The sequence below is a fragment of the Bombilactobacillus folatiphilus genome (assembly GCF_023380265.1).
Taxonomy (GTDB): Bacteria; Bacillota; Bacilli; order Lactobacillales; family Lactobacillaceae; genus Bombilactobacillus; species Bombilactobacillus folatiphilus.
Genome location: NZ_CP093366.1, coordinates 311,447 through 329,331, shown reverse-complemented (window position 1 = coordinate 329,331; position 17,885 = coordinate 311,447). Strand labels below are relative to the sequence as shown.

At 39.4% G+C, this 17,885-nt stretch carries 19 protein-coding genes; 6 read left to right on the top strand and 13 right to left on the bottom strand.

Going from position 1 to position 17,885, the window contains the following annotated elements; translation table 11 throughout:
* Positions 1-9 precede the first annotated feature (9 nt).
* Both radA and MOO45_RS01555 read right to left on the bottom strand, forming a co-directional pair.
* Positions 10-1,386, bottom strand: a complete 1,377-nt coding sequence (radA, locus tag MOO45_RS01560) for a DNA repair protein RadA (protein ID WP_249514670.1) — start codon at positions 1,384-1,386, stop codon at positions 10-12.
* A gap of 6 nt (positions 1,387-1,392) precedes the next feature.
* Positions 1,393-1,929: a dUTP diphosphatase gene (locus MOO45_RS01555; RefSeq protein ID WP_396022412.1), complete on the bottom strand. Its 537-nt coding sequence runs from the start codon at positions 1,927-1,929 to the stop codon at positions 1,393-1,395.
* A gap of 143 nt (positions 1,930-2,072) precedes the next feature.
* Between MOO45_RS01555 and MOO45_RS01550 the strand changes: the two genes are divergently transcribed.
* The 3 genes from MOO45_RS01550 (at position 2,073) to MOO45_RS01540 (ending at position 4,469) form a co-directional block, all read left to right on the top strand.
* The gene (locus MOO45_RS01550; protein WP_249514668.1) at positions 2,073-2,381 is read left to right on the top strand and encodes a GNAT family N-acetyltransferase; all 309 of its coding nucleotides are present in this window, start codon (positions 2,073-2,075) and stop codon (positions 2,379-2,381) included.
* Positions 2,368-3,054: a ribose-5-phosphate isomerase RpiA gene (gene rpiA / locus MOO45_RS01545; RefSeq protein ID WP_249514667.1), complete on the top strand. Its 687-nt coding sequence runs from the start codon at positions 2,368-2,370 to the stop codon at positions 3,052-3,054. Before MOO45_RS01550 ends, rpiA begins: the two co-directional genes overlap by 14 nt.
* A 71-nt stretch (positions 3,055-3,125) precedes the next feature.
* Positions 3,126-4,469 (top strand): C1 family peptidase, encoded by a 1,344-nt coding sequence (locus MOO45_RS01540; protein WP_249514666.1) that lies wholly within the window; start codon positions 3,126-3,128, stop codon positions 4,467-4,469.
* 479 nt (positions 4,470-4,948) lie between these two features.
* Here the strand turns inward: MOO45_RS01540 and MOO45_RS01535 are convergent, their stop codons facing one another.
* From MOO45_RS01535 to MOO45_RS01520, 4 genes are read right to left on the bottom strand one after another with little or no spacing between them, the layout of a single operon-like run.
* The gene (locus MOO45_RS01535; RefSeq protein WP_249514665.1) at positions 4,949-5,473 is read right to left on the bottom strand and encodes a shikimate kinase; all 525 of its coding nucleotides are present in this window, start codon (positions 5,471-5,473) and stop codon (positions 4,949-4,951) included.
* Positions 5,474-6,763 carry a 3-phosphoshikimate 1-carboxyvinyltransferase gene (gene aroA / locus MOO45_RS01530; RefSeq protein WP_249514664.1) on the bottom strand — a complete coding sequence of 430 codons (1,290 nt, stop codon included), beginning with the start codon at positions 6,761-6,763 and terminating at the stop codon, positions 5,474-5,476.
* Between the two features lie 18 nt (positions 6,764-6,781).
* Positions 6,782-7,948 carry a chorismate synthase gene (aroC, locus tag MOO45_RS01525; protein WP_249514663.1) on the bottom strand — a complete coding sequence of 389 codons (1,167 nt, stop codon included), beginning with the start codon at positions 7,946-7,948 and terminating at the stop codon, positions 6,782-6,784.
* 22 nt (positions 7,949-7,970) lie between these two features.
* Positions 7,971-9,038 (bottom strand): serine hydrolase domain-containing protein, encoded by a 1,068-nt coding sequence (locus tag MOO45_RS01520; protein ID WP_249514662.1) that lies wholly within the window; start codon positions 9,036-9,038, stop codon positions 7,971-7,973.
* Between the two features lie 125 nt (positions 9,039-9,163).
* Here MOO45_RS01520 and MOO45_RS01515 point away from each other — a divergent pair, with 125 nt between their 5' ends.
* Complete coding sequence (locus MOO45_RS01515; protein ID WP_249514661.1) at positions 9,164-11,251, top strand: KUP/HAK/KT family potassium transporter; 2,088 nt, start codon at positions 9,164-9,166, stop codon at positions 11,249-11,251.
* 15 nt (positions 11,252-11,266) lie between these two features.
* Here the strand turns inward: MOO45_RS01515 and MOO45_RS01510 are convergent, their stop codons facing one another.
* Positions 11,267-11,977 (bottom strand): 2,3-bisphosphoglycerate-dependent phosphoglycerate mutase, encoded by a 711-nt coding sequence (locus MOO45_RS01510; RefSeq protein WP_249514660.1) that lies wholly within the window; start codon positions 11,975-11,977, stop codon positions 11,267-11,269.
* A 16-nt stretch (positions 11,978-11,993) separates the two neighbouring features.
* Positions 11,994-12,935 (bottom strand): AEC family transporter, encoded by a 942-nt coding sequence (locus tag MOO45_RS01505; protein WP_249514659.1) that lies wholly within the window; start codon positions 12,933-12,935, stop codon positions 11,994-11,996.
* Between the two features lie 116 nt (positions 12,936-13,051).
* On the opposite strand from MOO45_RS01505, the gene lepB reads away from it, so the two are divergent.
* On the top strand, positions 13,052-13,630 hold the full coding sequence (lepB, locus tag MOO45_RS01500; protein ID WP_249514658.1) for a signal peptidase I: 579 nt from the start codon (positions 13,052-13,054) through the stop codon (positions 13,628-13,630).
* On the opposite strand, the gene MOO45_RS01495 is transcribed toward lepB, so the two are convergent.
* Together MOO45_RS01495 and MOO45_RS01490 are read right to left on the bottom strand one after the other, a co-directional pair.
* A complete protein-coding gene (locus MOO45_RS01495; protein ID WP_249514657.1) occupies positions 13,617-14,519 on the bottom strand; it encodes a cation diffusion facilitator family transporter in 903 nt (300 codons plus the stop codon). The genes lepB and MOO45_RS01495 overlap by 14 nt on opposite strands.
* A 51-nt stretch (positions 14,520-14,570) precedes the next feature.
* Positions 14,571-14,795 carry a hypothetical protein gene (locus MOO45_RS01490; RefSeq protein WP_249514656.1) on the bottom strand — a complete coding sequence of 75 codons (225 nt, stop codon included), beginning with the start codon at positions 14,793-14,795 and terminating at the stop codon, positions 14,571-14,573.
* A 218-nt stretch (positions 14,796-15,013) separates the two neighbouring features.
* On the opposite strand from MOO45_RS01490, the gene MOO45_RS01485 reads away from it, so the two are divergent.
* The gene (locus MOO45_RS01485; RefSeq protein ID WP_249514655.1) at positions 15,014-15,976 is read left to right on the top strand and encodes a DUF5067 domain-containing protein; all 963 of its coding nucleotides are present in this window, start codon (positions 15,014-15,016) and stop codon (positions 15,974-15,976) included.
* A gap of 188 nt (positions 15,977-16,164) precedes the next feature.
* On the opposite strand, the gene rpsI is transcribed toward MOO45_RS01485, so the two are convergent.
* From rpsI to truA, 3 genes are all read right to left on the bottom strand, one after another.
* The gene (gene rpsI / locus MOO45_RS01480; protein WP_249514654.1) at positions 16,165-16,557 is read right to left on the bottom strand and encodes a 30S ribosomal protein S9; all 393 of its coding nucleotides are present in this window, start codon (positions 16,555-16,557) and stop codon (positions 16,165-16,167) included.
* Between the two features lie 13 nt (positions 16,558-16,570).
* A complete protein-coding gene (gene rplM / locus MOO45_RS01475) occupies positions 16,571-17,014 on the bottom strand; it encodes a 50S ribosomal protein L13 (protein ID WP_249514653.1) in 444 nt (147 codons plus the stop codon).
* A 121-nt stretch (positions 17,015-17,135) separates the two neighbouring features.
* Positions 17,136-17,885, bottom strand: coding sequence for a tRNA pseudouridine(38-40) synthase TruA (truA, locus tag MOO45_RS01470; protein WP_249514652.1), 750 nt, complete (start codon positions 17,883-17,885; stop codon positions 17,136-17,138).

Sequence of the window (17,885 nt, the reverse complement as noted above, 5' to 3'; positions counted from 1 at the left end):
CTTCCCCTATTAAATTCGCGTTCCAAAGACCTGCTTAATTGTCTTGCCAATGGTCTTCACACCCACAATTTGAATTTCTGGAAAATCATGTACGTCAATATCATTATTAGCCGGTACATAAATTTTTTGGAAGCCTAATTTGGCCGCCTCTTTAATCCGCTGTTCGATTAAATTCACACGCCGAATTTCGCCGGTTAAGCCGATTTCCCCCACAAAACATTCATCGGGAGCCAAACCTTGATCTTTATAACTGGACACAATCGCCATGGCCATGGCTAAATCAATCGCTGGTTCATTCAGCCGCACACCACCAGTTGCTTTCAGATAAGCATCTTGATTTTGCAATAAAATATTGGCCCGCTTTTCCAACACCGCCATAATTACCGAAACCCGATTATGGTCCAAACCAGTCGTTGTTCGTTTCGCGTTACCATACAGAGTTGGACTAATCAAAGATTGAATTTCCACTAAAATTGGACGCGTGCCCTCCATTGAAACGACCACTGCCGAACCCGTTGCTTGCGCCAAACGCTCCTCTAAAAAGATTTCGGACGGATTCGTCACCTCTCTTAAACCATCGTTATTCATCTCAAACATGCCGATTTCATTCGTGGAACCAAAACGATTTTTGACAGAACGCAAAATTCGATAATTATGATGCAAATCGCCTTCAAAATACAAAACCGTATCAACCATATGTTCCAAAATTTTCGGTCCCGCAATGGCCCCGCCTTTCGTGACATGACCCACGACAAAAACACTGACGCCTTGTTGCTTAGCAATATTCATTAATTCAGCCGTCACTTCGCGAATTTGGGCCACGCTGCCGATTGCCGACGCCAATTCAGGCTCATTCATCGTTTGCACTGAATCAATGACCAAATAATTAGGTTTTTGCTCAGCAATCGCATCGCGAATGGCACTCATATCTGTTTCAGGATATAAATACAAATTATCTGCCGTGATTTGCAACCGATTGGCGCGCAATTTAATTTGGGAAGCACTTTCTTCACCAGAAACGTACAAAACTTTGCCACCCGTTTGTGCCAATTGCCCCGACACTTGCAATAACAAAGTCGACTTGCCAATCCCCGGATCGCCACCAATCAGGACCAACGAACCAGGTACCACACCACCGCCTAACACTCGATCCAACTCAGAAATGCCGGTTTGATGCCTTTGCTGCTCATCAAATTGCACTGCGTTTAACTTCATAGGTTGACTATGTGACACGGACGTCCGACTCGGCGTCGCCTTGGTGTTGACCGGACGTTCAATTTCTTCCACCATTTGATTCCAAGCACCACAATTAGGACAACGCCCCAACATTTGCGGCGATACATAACCACAAGTCTGACAAATATAACGCGTTTTTGCTTTTGCCACAATAACCTACTTTCCAGATGAACCAAAGCCGCCTTGACGTTGTTGCTGGCTGATTTGATCGTCAACAGTCGTCAAATATTTCGTAAAAATACCTTGGCAAATCCGTTCACCCTTTTTAATTAAATAATCACGTGGATAATAATTCAATAATTGTACAAAAATTTCGCCTTCGTTTTGCGGATTATTGTAGTAATCAGCATCAATCACGCCCACAGAATTGGGTAACACTAACCCGCGATTGAGCGGGCCACTGGAGCGATTAACTAGCAACAAAACCTCATCTTCCGGCAAACTAACCTTAATTCCCGTGGGTACTAAAACTGGTTTTAGAGCTTTTTGCACCCATTTTTGCCAAAGATCGCGCGCCTGTGACTTACTTTTGTGCAAAATAAATTGCGCTAATGGTTGTTTCCAAATTGAAGGTACCACAAAATCTTGGGCCGCTGCCAAATCATAACCAGCTGCAGCGATTGTTTGTCTTTTTGGCAAAGTGAGACCTTGATTTTGGTAACTTGTAACAATTTCAAATCTGCGTTCTGGCACCAAATCAGCTCCCTTAATTTATTTTTTTGTTCCTATTATCATACAACAAGTTCGCTATTTGCCGGTGATTAACTTTTTAGTTTCCACCAAATTGCGGTATGATAAAGTTAACATTGATTTGAAGAAAGTAAGTGGCTCAACGAATGTTTAAGCAAAATAATGATGAATTTTACCAACAGAACACGCAAGGACAAATCACGGCGACGCTACATTATACTTTAATTCCAGAGCGACAAGCGTTAAGCATTGATCAAGTCTTTGTACCACCAGCTTTTCGTAACCAAGGACATGCACGCCAAATTTTGCAAGTAGCGCTAGATTGGGCTGACTCGCAAAACTTGAAAATTATTCCAATTTGTCCGTACGCTCGCCAAGTTTTTCAAACAGAACCTCATTTAACTAACTTATTAGCTGACCAATCAACTAAGGAGAATCCTAATGACTCAATCTGAATTAAAACAAACAGCCGCCATCAAAGCCGCGGATGCCGTCCACAATGATATGACAATTGGCCTAGGTACCGGCTCCACTGTTTACTATCTCGTCGAGGAATTAGGCCGACGCGTTCAAGAAGACAAGTTACAAATTGATTGTGCTTCTACTTCTAAGCGTACTTTTGAGCAAGCGCAACAATTAGGTATTCGCATGCATCCCCTATCTGAAATGCAAACTTTGGATTTGACAATTGACGGAGCTGACGAAATTGACGCTCATTTTCAAGGAATCAAGGGGGGTGGCGCTGCTTTAACTTATGAAAAAATTGTGGCCCTCAATTCTAAGCACAATTTGTGGATCGTCGACCAAACAAAATTAGTTTCCCAATTAGGGGCTTTCCCATTGCCACTGGAAGTGAATCCGTTTGGTTGTCAGCAATTAATTGACCGTTTGACTCAAGAAGGCTTACATCCCAAATTACGCTATACTCAACAAAAAAAATTGGTAAAAACAGACATGAATAATTACATTGTTGATTTACATCTTGAGCAAATCAAGCATCCTCATCTCTTGGCTGATTGGTTAGATCATCAATCGGGAATTATTGAACACGGTCTGTTTTTAGATTTAGTCAATGAAGTTGTCGTTGGTCAAGCCAGTGGTCCTAAAGTTATCGCAGAGATTCGTTAAATAACTAGCATAAAAGGCTAACTTACGTTATTATTTAGGTTAGGCTTTTTTAATTTAACTGGAGGCTATTTATGACAAAAGCAATCGAACAACAAGATTTACAGCAATTTACGCAAGATTTACAACAAATTCCCGCCACAAATATTTTACAAAATAGTGTCGCTAACAACGGAATTTATCAAGCAAGTGAAAACTTAAAAGCCCGCGTGGCAATGGATCCTACTTTTTCCATTGATTTAAATACGGGCAAAGTTGCCGATCAAAAACAATCCGGTTTATGCTGGGTATTTGCGGCTTTAAATACTTTGCGCCATCCTATGCAAGCAAAATTCAAGATTAAAGATTTTGAGTTGTCCCAAGGTTATGTGTTCTTCTGGGACAAGTTAGAAAAATCTAACTATTTCTATGAAAATGTTATTGACACTGCCAGTCTACCAATTGGCGATCGCAAAGTCGATTTCTTAATGACGACGCCACAACAAGATGGTGGCCAATGGGATATGGTTTGTGCTTTATTCGAAAAATATGGCGTCGTGCCCAAAAGTGTCATGCCAGACACCGCCAGCCGCACGAATTCTTCAGAACTCAATAAGGTGTTAAATACTAAATTACGTAAAGATGCCGTTTCTTTGCGCCAATGGCTGGATGATGGCGTACCTGTGGACACTGTGGAAGAACGCAAAGACCAAATGTTATCAGAAGTTTATCGAATGCTAGTTTATGCCTTAGGTGAGCCACCCGTACAATTTGATTGGTCATATCGTGATGATGATAATCAATTTCATGCTGAAAGGCAAATAACACCACAAGCTTTTTACAAGAAATATATCAACCTTAATTTGCCTGATTATCTTTCCACAATTAACGCGCCGACTGCAGATAAACCTTACAATCACGTTTATACAGTCGAAATGTTAGGTAATGTGGTTGATGGTCGTGGCGTCCGTCATTTAAACTTAGATCTAGCCGATTTCAAAGCCAGCGCGGTCAAGCAACTACAAAACGGCGAAGCTATCTGGTTTGGCAGCGATGTTGGGGCTATGTCTGATCGTAAAAAGGGTATTTTGGACACCGAAATTTATGATTTGAATGGTTTATTTAATATCGACTTTAAGATGACCAAAGCACAACGTCTCGATTACGCCGAAAGTTTGATGGATCACGCCATGGTAATTACGGGCGTAGATCTTGATGACAACGGACAACCAACCAAGTGGAAAATTGAAAATTCTTGGGGTGAAAAAGCCGGTAATAAGGGTTACTTTGTAATGAGTGACAGCTGGTTTGACGAATTTGTTTATCAATTAGTCATCAACAAAAAGTATCTTCCCGAACGTGCACAAGCTGTTTACGAACAAGAAGTGAACACACCGAAAGTTTTGGCTCCTTGGGATCCCATGGGGGCGTTAGCTTAAAGTTTCGCATAGTTTATAAGTTAAAGAGACTACAACAAAATACTTGATAGCCTAAAAGAACAAAATAAGAAAGTTGAAATTAATTTCAACTTTCTTATTTTTTAGACTCAATTTCATCCCAAGCTCGTTTTTTACGATAATAAATATTCAGTTAGCTTTTAAAATATCTGCCAAAGTTTCTTCATTTTTGGTAGTCGTTTTACGAGCATACGTTTTTATTGCAGTAACTAAGTCTTGAGTGTGTTTAGACCAAAAATGATATACTTCATCATAATTCTTAGGATTTTTCAGATCATGAAAATTTTTTTAACATAAGTACTGGGTTTTTCTTTGGATTTATATTTATAAAAATCATTGAGACTGTTAATGATTATTGTCTATAAGCTTTCACAGAAAAAAGGAATTACTTGGGATATTATATGTTGATGATTTGAACCGTGCATCCAACTTTAGTCTTTATATACTAAATTCATAACAAATTAGTTTCTGTAATTCTCGCTACCTCTCAAAATTAGAACTTGTTCAGCAATTTGTTTGACAACTTGCTGGGGTGTGTAATTATCCGTTTGCACACATAAATTTGCTACTTGCTGATAATTTTTTTGACGCTGTTTCTTTAATGCCACCAATTGATCTTTAGTTTGAACTAATGGTCGCTGTACCTGTGTCTGTTGCAAACGTTGCCAAATAGTCTGTATTTGGGCTTCTAATAGAATAATTTGAGCACCCGAATGTCTTAAAAGTTCTCGATTAGATGGCCTTGTCGGTGTGCCTCCACCCAAAGCCAACACCCCTGGTTGTTTAATCACCTTTTGCAAAACCTCTTGTTCCTTTTGTCGAAAATAATTTTCGCCATCTTCAAACAATTCGACTATCGAACACCCCGTCAACTGCACAATTTGGACATCTAAATCAAAAAATGGCAATCGTAACTCTTGCGCCAACAAAGGCCCAATCGTCGTTTTGCCACTACCCATAAAGCCTGTCAAAACAATATCCATCATTCAAACTCCAATAATTGTATTTAAATCTTGCCAAAACTGTGGATACGAAATAGCTACACTTCGCTCGTTAGCCAATGGAATCCCCGTTGGTAAATTAAGTACTGCAATTGAAAGCATCATGGCTAAACGATGGTCACCATGACTATCTAAAGGCTCATGATTCCACTGCCAATCAGTTGAACCTTGAATCAGCCATCCGTCGGGCTGAGTTTGAATTTTGACACCTAATTTCTGAAGTTCCTGTGCTACGGTTTGGATACGATCCGTCTCCTTATAATGCAATTCTTGTGCTCCCGTAATCGTGCTCGTTCCCTCAGCATAGGCGGCTAATAACGCCACCAATGGCAATTCATCAATAATACTGGGAATTTGGGATGCTGTCAGCTGAATGGCAGTCAACTGACTACTTTGAATCAGCAAATCACCAACAATTTCTCCTGTCCGTGTTTGCCGTTGAACGGTCAAATTAGCTCCCATTTGTTGTAATACACGCAAAAAACCACTCCGTGTTGGATTCAAACCGACATGTTTTAATTTTAATTGTGAATGAGGCACAATTACCGCGGCAGTTAACCAAAACGCTGCTGCAGATAAATCACCGGGAATGACTAATTCTTGAGCCTGCAATACTGTTTTTGGCCAGATGGTGATTGTTTTTTGATCACTAGCCGTTTTTATGCGTCCGCCAAATTGTTCCAAAAGTAATTCGGTATGATTTCTGGTAGGCCATTTTTCCACAATGGTTGTCGCCCCTTGCGCGTGTAATGCTGCCAAAATGACTGCACTTTTGACTTGTGCACTCGCAATCGGCAAAACAACTTTCGTGCCGGTTAAATTCTGGCCCGTCATGACAACGGGTAAATGCTGCTCAGTTGTCATGATCTTGGCGCCTAATTGCCTCAACGGTTCTGCTACTCGTTGCATCGGACGTTGGGTTAGCGAAGCGTCGCCCAACAATTTTAACGTCCAAGCACCACTTGCCAAAAGTCCCATAAACAAACGAACGGCAGTACCAGAATTATTAAAATTTAAAACTGTTTTTCGTGGTCGCCAAGCCTGAAGTGGACGACCAATAATCCGAACCGTATCCAAAGAACGTTGCAGCTGAATTTGAAAGTTATCCAAAATAGCTAAGGTGGTTAAACAATCTTCTCCCAAACTAATTCCAGTTAAAACTGTTGTCCCAGTTGCCAAAGCACCAAAAATCAGCGCCCGATGAGTAACACTTTTATCACCCGGTAATACTAAGGTTCCCCGAACACCATGAGGTGCATGTGGTAAAATTTTCATTTAATCTGATCCTTATTCTTAATAATGAGCTAATTCTTGCCGATAGGCAGCGACTTGTTCTTGTAACCGTCCCAAATTCGAACCATCAAAAGTTGTCGTCAACTGTTTCACTAACTCAATAGTAACCACACTTTGAACAACTAAAGCAGCTGGTACAATTGCCGTAGTATCTGAACGCTCTACATTAGCTTTTTGAACCTCTTTGGTATCAATATTCACTGATTGTAAAGCATGATAAAGCGTCGGCAATGGCTTCATAGCGGCATTAACAATTAAGGGCATCCCATTGGTCATTCCACCTTCAAAACCACCCAAATGATTACTCAAGCGATACCATTCACCAGGTTGATGCGCAATTGGATCCATGGCTTGACTGCCTAACTTTTTACTATTCAAAAAACCATCACCAAAACTGACTCCTTTCATTGCGTTAATGCCCATAACACTAGCTGCAATTTGTGCATCAAATTTTGTATCCCAACTGGTATAGCTACCTAAACCTGCCGGAACATTTTCCACAATAACTTGCAGTACACCACCTAGGGTATCTCCGGTCAATTTAGCTTGGTCAATCAGTTCTTTAATTTTGGCTTCCTGCTGAGAATCGACAATCCGTAATTCATTTGTTTGGATCTGTTGTTGAATTGCCGCAACCCCCAAATGTTCAGGATTGCCCACCACCTGCGGTCCAACTTGATAAACATAACCAACTAAATGAATATCTAATTGTTGCAATAATTGCTCACACAAATTGCCAATTGCTACCCGCATGGCAGTTTCACGTGCCGATGAACGTTCTAAAACATTGCGTAAATCTTGATGACGATACTTCATTCCGCCAACTAAGTCAGCGTGTCCTGGTCTGGGACGCTTGACTTGGCGCAAATTAGAGCGTTGTGAGCCACTTGCCAAAGGATCCATAATATCTTGCCAATGACTAAAATCTTGATTCTGGATCGTTAACGAAATTGGTGAACCCAACGTGGTTTGATGGCGAATGCCGCCCGTAATCTGAATTTGATCGTGTTCAATCTTTTGACGATTACCGCGTCCATAACCGCCTTGCCGCTTCGTTAACGCGGAATTAATTTGCTGGATATCCACCGTCATTCCCGCAGGAAAACCTTCAATAATACCTGTTAATTGGGGACCATGTGATTCCCCAGCCGTTAAATACGTAAACATTGTTAACCTCATTTTTTCATAATTAATTTGGATGCATCAATCCATAAAATTGTTTCGCTAATTGAATAAAATTTTGTTGACGATTATTATGCCGATTACTCAATAAAATCACCGCATTTTGACCATCGTCTGACATTAAAACAACCGTGTCAAAGCCTTGTTGCACACCGTGTGCATAAAAATAATGTTTTGAAACCTCATGATAAACACCACCATTATAAATATTAGTCGCTCCAGGTTTTCGCAATTTTTGCACATCTTTTAACTTGATAATTTCGCCTTGGACAATTGCTTTTTCCAACCGATACAACTCGTGTGCATCAGCGTACAGTTGGCCTGCTCCCAATTCATCAGCAATCGGATTCCAAGACCAACGCAATGGCGTATCATAATTCGCCGGCTGACCATTCACAGCATAAGCCAACACTGCATGTTGATTGTGTAAATAATTAGCCGTTACGCCCGTATTTTGCAGATGCAGCGGTTGCACAATATATTGTTGAAACAGCTGTGCATAAGAACGATGGTACACTTGCGTCAAAATTTGCGCCAATAAAATATAATTAACATCGCTATAATGCCAACGATTACGATATTCTGGTACAAATTTAGTGTGTTTATTTAAATAATGTGGTAATTTGCGTGTCGTCAATGCCGTTTTGACAGATGCAGGTGGCAAAACTAAACCTGATTCCATTTTGAGTAAGTGCCATAAATTCAAATTAGCAGAATACGGAATCTGTGGTAAATAAGCATGCAAACTATCCGACAAATGCAATCGTCCTTGTTCTTGGGCTTTCATCAGCAATGTTGCAGTCACGGCTTTTTCCAATGAAGCTAATTGATAGGTTGAATCCATCGACAACGCTTGGCGCTTTTGATAATCAGCGTAGCCTTGTGTCGCTTGATAAAACGGTTGGCCATGCTTTATGATTAACGCTGTGCCACTAAATTCATTTTGTTTTAAAATATTTGAAATCGTCTTTTGTTCTTGCATCCGAGATGTTGCCTGCACAGGAGTTTTGAAACAATAACTCCCAGCCACCAGCATCAAAAACAGGACGCCAATCCACCCAAAATCTTTCTTCATGACCTTATCCCTTTAACGTTTATTCGTTTTATCTTACCATTTACAATTTAGTTGTAAAAGTCAGTTCAGAAAAGGTTTTTTCTGTTATAATCGGTCTTGACTAAATGAAGGATAAGCGATGATTTATGAAATTTCAGAATACAATTCAACGCAAAAAAAGCTTGCAGAACAAATTGTCCTTAGGCAGCATTCTTATTGCTTTAGGTGTTGTTTATGGGGACATCGGAACTTCACCGATGTACACCATGTCATCTCTAATTCGAGGCAACAACGGTCTGCAGCATATTTCAACCGATTTTTTATTGGGCTCAATTTCATTAATTTTTTGGACATTGACGCTCGTCACCACCATCAAATATGTTTTAATCGCGCTGCGTGCGGATAACAACGGTGAAGGTGGGATCTTTGCGTTATACACATTAGTTCGTCGCAAAGCCAAGTGGTTAATTATTCCGGCTATGATTGGCGGGGCCACTTTTTTGGCGGATGGTATGATGACTCCTGCAGTTACGGTTACAACCTCCATTGAAGGATTAAAGGGTGTGCAGATTTTCCATCACACCCCCATTACCAACCAACAAACGGTCATTTTGACGACAATTATCATCTTGTCTTGCTTATTTTTCATTCAACGTTTTGGGACTGAAGCTATTGGTAAGGCCTTCGGTCCGATTATGCTGGTTTGGTTTACTTGTCTAGCTTTAACGGGACTTTACCGACTGGCAGGTGATTGGAGCTTTTTACGCGCTTTAAATCCTTACTATGCCGTCAAAATACTGATCAGCCCTGAAAATAAAAATGGATTATTTATTTTAGGAAGTATTTTTCTAGCAACAACCGGCGCTGAAGCTCTGTATTCTGATATGGGACATGTTGGTCGCAATAATATTTATGGTAGTTGGCCTTATGTCAAAATTTGTTTACTGATTAATTATTTGGGACAAGGCGTTTGGATCAATCAAATTAAAGATCAAGCCGGCTACCAAAAAATGGCTAATATGAATCCGTTTTTTGCCATGGTTCCTGAGCAATACCGATTGGCAATGACTTTTTTAGCAACTTTAGCCGCTATTATTGCTTCACAAGCTTTAATTTCAGGTTCTTTCACGCTAGTTTCAGAAGCCACCAAATTAAAGATTCTTCCGCGCCTCCGGACGAATTATCCAACTAATTTTAAAGGTCAGCTCTACATTCCCACCATTAATAACATTATTTGGATTATCTGTTCTTTCATTGTTCTTTACTTTCAAACATCCGCTAAGATGTCTGCAGCATATGGCTTAGAAATCACAATTACCATGCTCATGACCACACTCTTATTAAATGCTTGGTTGTCCACGACGCATCTGAATCGCTGGCTTTCCCGCTTAATTATCGCCTTTTTCCTTGCGCTAGAATCCATTTTTCTAATTACCAACAGTGTTAAATTCGTGCATGGCGGTTATATCACATTAGGCATTGCCTTGTTGTTAATCGTCGTTATGATTATTTGGCGTTACGGTGCCTTATTGAAAAATGATAACACGTTCCATCGTGACTATGTTTCTCTATTAGCTTACAAAAATCAATTGCGAGAATTAAGTCAGGATGAGAGTCTGCCGATTTATACCACGAATTTAGTCTATTTAACTAAAGTCAAGGATGGCTATAAAATTAAAAAAGATATTCTGTATTCAATCTTGGATAAGCGCCCCAAGCGTGCCCAAGTTTACTGGTTTGTGACTGTCAATGTAACCGACAAACCTTACACAACTTCTTACAGTGTCGAAACTTACGGTACCGATTATATGGTTAACGTTCAATTATATCTAGGTTTTCGAATGGAGCAAAAAGTTAATTTCTTCTTACGACAAATCGTGAATGAAATGATGATCCAAAAAGAATTACCTCGTCAACCACAACGTTATACCACGATTCCTGACCGCAGTGTTGGGGACTTCTCTTTCGTTTTGATTAAAGAAGTTTTATCACCGGATACCCAGCTGAACAGTTGGAAAAAGAACTTGATTCAAAGCCGCTTGTGGTTACAAAAATACACGGTCACCCCCACAACTTGGTATGGCCTATCATACTCTGATGTCGTGGTCGAATATGTACCATTAATTTTAGGACAAATTCGTTCCGATCGTCTCCAATTAATTCAACGCGAACCCAAAGTCAATATCGACGCAGATAAGTTAAATAGTGATGATGATTTGGACGACGATGATTAACCAAAAAAGGTCAACTCAAAGTTGCTCTTTTTTGATATCCATTTTGGAAATAGATAAAATTTGCTTATCTTGAATCCGTAATTGATCATCTAATTGATAAATAATTGGCTCGCAATTCCCAACCTCAACACCATCAATTCTATCATCCGAAATATGTTCTAAATATTTAATCATAGCCCGTAAGGTACTGCCATGTGCAACAATTAATTGGTTATGACCGCGATATAATCGCGGACCGATCTGATCTTGAAAATAAGGAATCGTACGCTGAAGAGCCATTTTTAAGCTTTCAGCACGAGGCAAAATATCCGACGAATAACTCTGGTAAATCCGTTGACTAACATCTTTTTGTGCTAATTTTGGAGGGACGCTGTCAAAACTTCGGCGCCATAACGCTACTTGCTGTGAACCATATTGTTGTCGGGTCGTCTCTTTGTTCAACCCCCGCAACGCGCCATAGTGCCGTTCATTAAGACGCCAAGTTTTTTGAATGGGCACTGCCAAAGCCAGACATTGCTCTTGCACAAGATAAGCGGTGACAATTGCCCGCTTCAAAACAGAAGTGTGCACTCGCTCAAATGTCAAATGATGTTGCCGTAACATTTTTCCCGCCCATCGGGCTTGCATCATTCCTTGGGAGGTCAAATCGACATCCGACCAACCTGTATATTCATTCTTAGCATTAGCAGTGCTTTGTCCATGTCGAAGTAAAATTAGTTTAACCATAATTTTTCCAAACTATCTAAAATTGATTAACGACAATCAGCATCAAAATTGGTACCATAATCAGACTGAACGCCGTTGTTGCTGTCACCATTACCGCTGCATAATCGGAATCTGCACCATAAAGTTTGGCTACCACAGGCGCATTCGTCATCACCGGCATGGCTGCTTGAATGACAAAAACTTGTTTCATCAATACCGGTACATGTGCAAATGCGACTAATACCATCATTAATAACGGTGCCAACACAAAACGGCCCAGAAAAATACCGCCCATATCCTTACTCCAGTGAATGTTAGTTAGGCCCACTTGAGCCAATTTCATTCCAATAAAAAACATCGATAGCGGCACCGTCAAGTTACCAATGTATTTTAAATCAGAATTTAAAAAACTAGGCAATGAAATATTCATCAGAACTAAAGCCACACCCAGCAAAAAGCCTAATAGCGGAGGTGAAAAAATTTTTTGTACTACTTCTTTCAATGTCATTTTAGTTTCGGCATCGCCGTCCAAGCGAATTAAATAAACACCCAATGTCCAAAAAAACGTCGTATTTGCCATATAATAAATTAAGACATACGGCAAACTAGCTTTACCAAATAAAGCCATATTGACTGGTAAACCGACAAAAACCGTATTAGAATTAGAAAACATTGATTTAAACAAACCACGATGTTTGGCATCAATCCGAAATACATATTGCATCAGCCACGCCACGAAAAATAAGATTGTCATAGACAAGATCGGAAACTTTAAATCTGGAAAAATTTGAAAAAGTTCTCCTCTGGAAAACTTGGACGTGATAGTATTAATCATGTAACATGGTAAGGCAATTTGCGTTACAATTTTAGAAACAACATGGCTAAAATTCTCATCGAACCAACCGCGCTGCGTTAACACGTAGCCAACTGAAATTAAAATTAAAATAATCAAAACACCACTAATACTACGTAAAAACATAAATTCATCTCACCATCTCAAATTACTAAATTATATGTTAGCATGATTTGACTGTTTTTTCAGAAAAGATTGGTGTTACTTGAGTAATTCTCCTAATTTAAAGGTGGCAACAGTTCATGCAAATCTGGTCCAATTTGAAACATTTTTTTCAAAAAAACCATTTCGGCTTCACTCTCTTTTTAGGCGTGATTGTCGTAGTGGCTTTGTTTACTTATCTCCTTTTTAATGTCGTTTGGATTAACGGCACCGTTCATGGTCGATCCATGCAACCGAACTTTTATGCTCACGATCGTGTCCTCGTTTCGCCTAATGCTCCCATTCATCGTGGTGATATCGTCTTGTTGGATCCGCCTGGGTCTAGTGGCAACAAACTGTTCGTTAAGCGGGTCATCGCCGGTCCGCATGATCAAATTCGTTCAAATGACGACACCACTTATATCAACAATCATCCCATCAGCGAACCATATCTGGATCCATATAAAACTAAATTGCCCCCAAATCAACTATTAACCAAGAATTTTACACTCAAAAAACTATTTGGCTTAAAAAAAGTTCCTGCGCAAAGTTATTTTGTTATGGGCGACAATCGGCGCCAATCAGCAGATAGCCGTTATTTTGGTCCTGTAAAAAAAAGCCGCATAATCGGCGTCGTTAAAGTCCGTTATTGGCCGTTAAACCGGATTACTTTTTATTAACTTTTTGATGGACCAAAGTTTCCTTTAAACCATGCTTATACTCTGGTTGTAATGTAACATGCTCAATCCCAAATTCTATTTGCAAAATTTGGGAAATTTTTTGATATAACAACTCTAATTGCGATAACGACTCGTCTTCAGCAACATTAATGTGGGCATCAAAGGCGATTAATTGCTCATCAATGCGCCATAAATGGACATGATGAACACTGATGACTTCCGGTAAAGACTGAATTCTCTGACAAATTTGTTTTAAATCTAACTTGGGGCTAGCCTCCATCAAAATCGCTACCGCTTGTTTCACAACTGACCATGATTCTTTCATAATCCACACCGACGTCAATAATGTAATCACCGGATCAGCCCAGTACCAATGCCAAACTTTCACTAACAATGCAGCTACAATCACGCTCAAGGAAGTCACCGCATCGGCTGCCATATGCAAAAAGGTCGCTTTAATATTTAAATTGTGCTTGGAACCTTGTAACATGATTAATGTTGACGTCAGATTTGCAACAAAACTAACAACAGCGACCCAAAACATAATGTTTCCATTGACTTTTTGAGGATGGAATAAACGTTGTAGTCCTTCCAATGCTAAAACAATCGTAATTGCAATTAAAATCACAGAGTTAATGAACGCTGCTAAAATTTCTGCCCGTCGATAACCAAAAGTTTGACGCTCGTTACTATCTTTTTGGCTAATGACATGCGCTGCAAATGATAACACAACTGAAAGTGTATCTTCCATATTATGAAAACCGTCCGAAACTAGGCCTAAGCTTCCCGAAAATAGACCACTGACAATTTCTGCCACCGTAATAACTGCATTCAAGACTGTCACTAAAGCAAATTCGGGTGTGGACATTTCCCCGTGATCATGACTCATAAAAATTCCTCCATTGCTTTTAGTCAAAAATAAGAAAAAACCTGTCAGAAATTAATTCCGCAGGTTATTTTGCATTGATTTAGCATTAATTTTGATAGGATGATGTACGTCTAAACTATCTGAATATTGGGCTTGAACCCATAATCTCATTCGTTGAATAGCTTCACGGCGTGAAACATTATGACAAACTCGCTTAGTCACCACTTGTTCGCCACCAATTTTATTGAATTTACCAATAACTTCGTAATCACACACCTGACGATCAAAAAATAGCATCACAATTCCTCCATGAGAAACCTTACTTCTCTTTATCAACCAGAATGTTATATCATTTTTTTTACTTGAATTCAAGACTTAGACGATGCTTTTTATTTAATGTCAATCGGTCTGGGTAGCCAATATCTTCAAATTTTAAATTTTAATTGAGTTTTTATCAGAATAGTGTAATTATTAAGTTTTATCGTGTAATATTACAGATAGGAGGTTTTTTTATCATGCCTGAAAGAAATAAGCGACGCCAATTTCAAACAAATAAACAAAACAATTTAAATCAACAAAATCCACAGGCTAATTTGAATCAATCGGAACAGCCACTTGTTCAACCGCATGCCAATTCTAATTCACAGCAGCCGCATGATCAAAAGCCACCTTATCCAACTAATCAATATCCTGATTATCAGGTTCCTCCCCTCAATCCCAAGACCGAAACGATGGAATCAAGTAATCAGCCTGACAACAGAGGTCTTATTCCTCCACAAAATCCCCCTCAAAAGTCTAAACGGCCTTGGTATAAGCAACCATTAGTTTGGATTATCGTTGGTTTGGTGGTTCTAGTAATCATTGTCTTGGGCGTTTTTTTACTGTTGCATCCGTCTAAAGATAATGCTTCTAAAGCTCCCACTCATCCCAAAACCGAAAAAGTTAGCACGAAAGTTCCCAAATTGAAGAAGAAAGATCCTGCTAAAAAGGCTAATTCTGATCTTAAAAAAGATGAAAATGAACGCCAAGTTAAATCAGAAACTACTAGTGGCGATCGTCAGTGGAAGAATCCTGGGTCCTATGACAATATGAAATATGACACTGATGACTTCACCATCGAATTAAATAATTCCAGTGACGGCGTGAAACTCATCTCAGATGCTGATAACAAACCGGCACTATATGTCGAATATACTTTTACCAACCATACAAAGCAAGATCTCAAGCCAGCAGACATAGTTAATCAAGATTTGCAATTGAAACAAGACAATCAAGTTTTAAATGCCAATACGAATCCTGGTGACGACAATAATGTCAAAGCCAAATTGGATGCTGCCCAGCAAAGTGTTGCAGCTGGTCAACAAGCGCAAGTTGCGATGCTATATTCGGTCAATAATACTAAAGACCAGATTTCAATGTTCTTCATGAATTTAAAAACGAAACAACCAATTGCTACAACGCAACCGTTTAAATTATAAGTAACTAAAAAATACTCCTAAAATCAAAATGATTTCGGGAGTATTTTTTTAGACTTTAATGTATCAGGTCTTTAAAAATATTTTTGCAATCTCTAGACCAATCTTTTCCACCTCAATCTTGGAATCATATACTTCGCATAATTAATGTACAAAAAAACACTTCGATAATCGAAGTGTCTTGTATAAAATTAACGTTTGGAAAATTGTGAAGCCTTACGAGCTTTCTTCAAACCAGGTTTCTTCCGTTCCTTCATTCGTGGATCACGGGTTAACATTCCTGCCCGCTTTAAAGGTGCCCGAAAATCTGGATCAACTTCTAGTAAAGCACGTGCAATTCCATGACGAATAGCACCAGCTTGACCAGCAAAACCACCACCACGAACATTAACCAAAACGTCATAGCTTTCAGCAGTTTCCGTTAAATCTAGTGGTTGTTTCAAATCTTTAATTAAGCTTGCGGATGGAATATAATCTTCCGCAGCACGTTTATTAATCGTTACTTGACCCTTACCAGGGACTAAGCGTACACGAGCAACTGAGTCTTTACGACGACCCGTTCCAGCATAAGATACTTGTGCCAAATCCTTCTCCTCCTTAAATCAACTTATTAATATCTAAAACTTCTGGCTGTTGAGCAGCATGCTTATGTTCAGAACCAGCATAAACATAAAGCTTTTTAAATTGTTGACGACCAAGGGAATTCTTTGGCAACATACCGCGAATAGAAGTCTCAACCAACCGTTCAGGCTTTTCAGCTAACATTTTACCGGCCGAAGTAGCTTTCAAACCACCCGGATGATTACTATGATGGTAATACATCTTTTGGGTAGCTTTTCTACCAGTTAATTTGATCTTATCAGCATTAATAATAATTACATTGTCACCAGTATCAACGTTCGGGGTAAATGTTGGTTTGTTCTTGCCACGTAAAATCGTAGCGACAGCTGATGATAAACGTCCTAAAACGACATCAGTTGCATCAATCAGATACCATTTACGTTCAACTTCGCTTGGTTTAGCTAATGGTGTTGTACGCATTTGTTTTCCTCCAATATCTGTGTTTGTTCACACACTCAATAAGTTTCCGGGGCCCATTGTGGGGTAAACAATACCATTTATCAGTATATCGTCTAATCATGGTGAAGTCAATGAACTCCCCTTAATTATCATAAAAAACCTGCTTTAAATACAAACCACTAGCTGGCGCCGTCCAACGTGCTTGTTGGCGATCTTTCACTTGGTATAACCGTCTAAAATCATGAACAGCCCGCCGACCTGAACCAATTTCCAAGAGAACAGCCACCATAATACGGACCATATTATATAAAAAACCATTGCCATGAAATAAAAATATAATCTGGTGCTTATCAGACAAAGGAACTACTTCGGCCTGATATATTTCCCGCACTTTATCTTTAATCACACCACCACTCGCTTCAAAACTGGTGAAATCATGAACGCCGACAACATCTTGTAAAGCTATTTTGATTAAGTCCAAATCAATAGAATAAGAATAATGACCTGTATATAACCGGTCAAACGGATCTGTATAATAATCTAAAGATACGCGATATTCATAAATCTTGCTAACTGTATCAAATCGAGCGTTAAAATCAGCTGGAACAATAGTTGCTTGCTTAAATAAAATATCTAACGGCATCAAGCTGTTTAATGCTTTGACCATTTTGTCAGCAGAAATATTTCCCGGGTAATTAAATGATATTACCTGTCCCAAAGCATGGACTCCTGCATCCGTGCGCCCTGATCCAACCACTTCAACGGGTAACCCCTTACTCATTTTCAACAAAGCTCGCTCGACAGTTCCTTGAATTGTCGCTAAATGTGGTTGCCGCGCAAAACCATGATAATTTGTTCCATCATAAGCCATCGTAATTTTATAAGTTGTCAT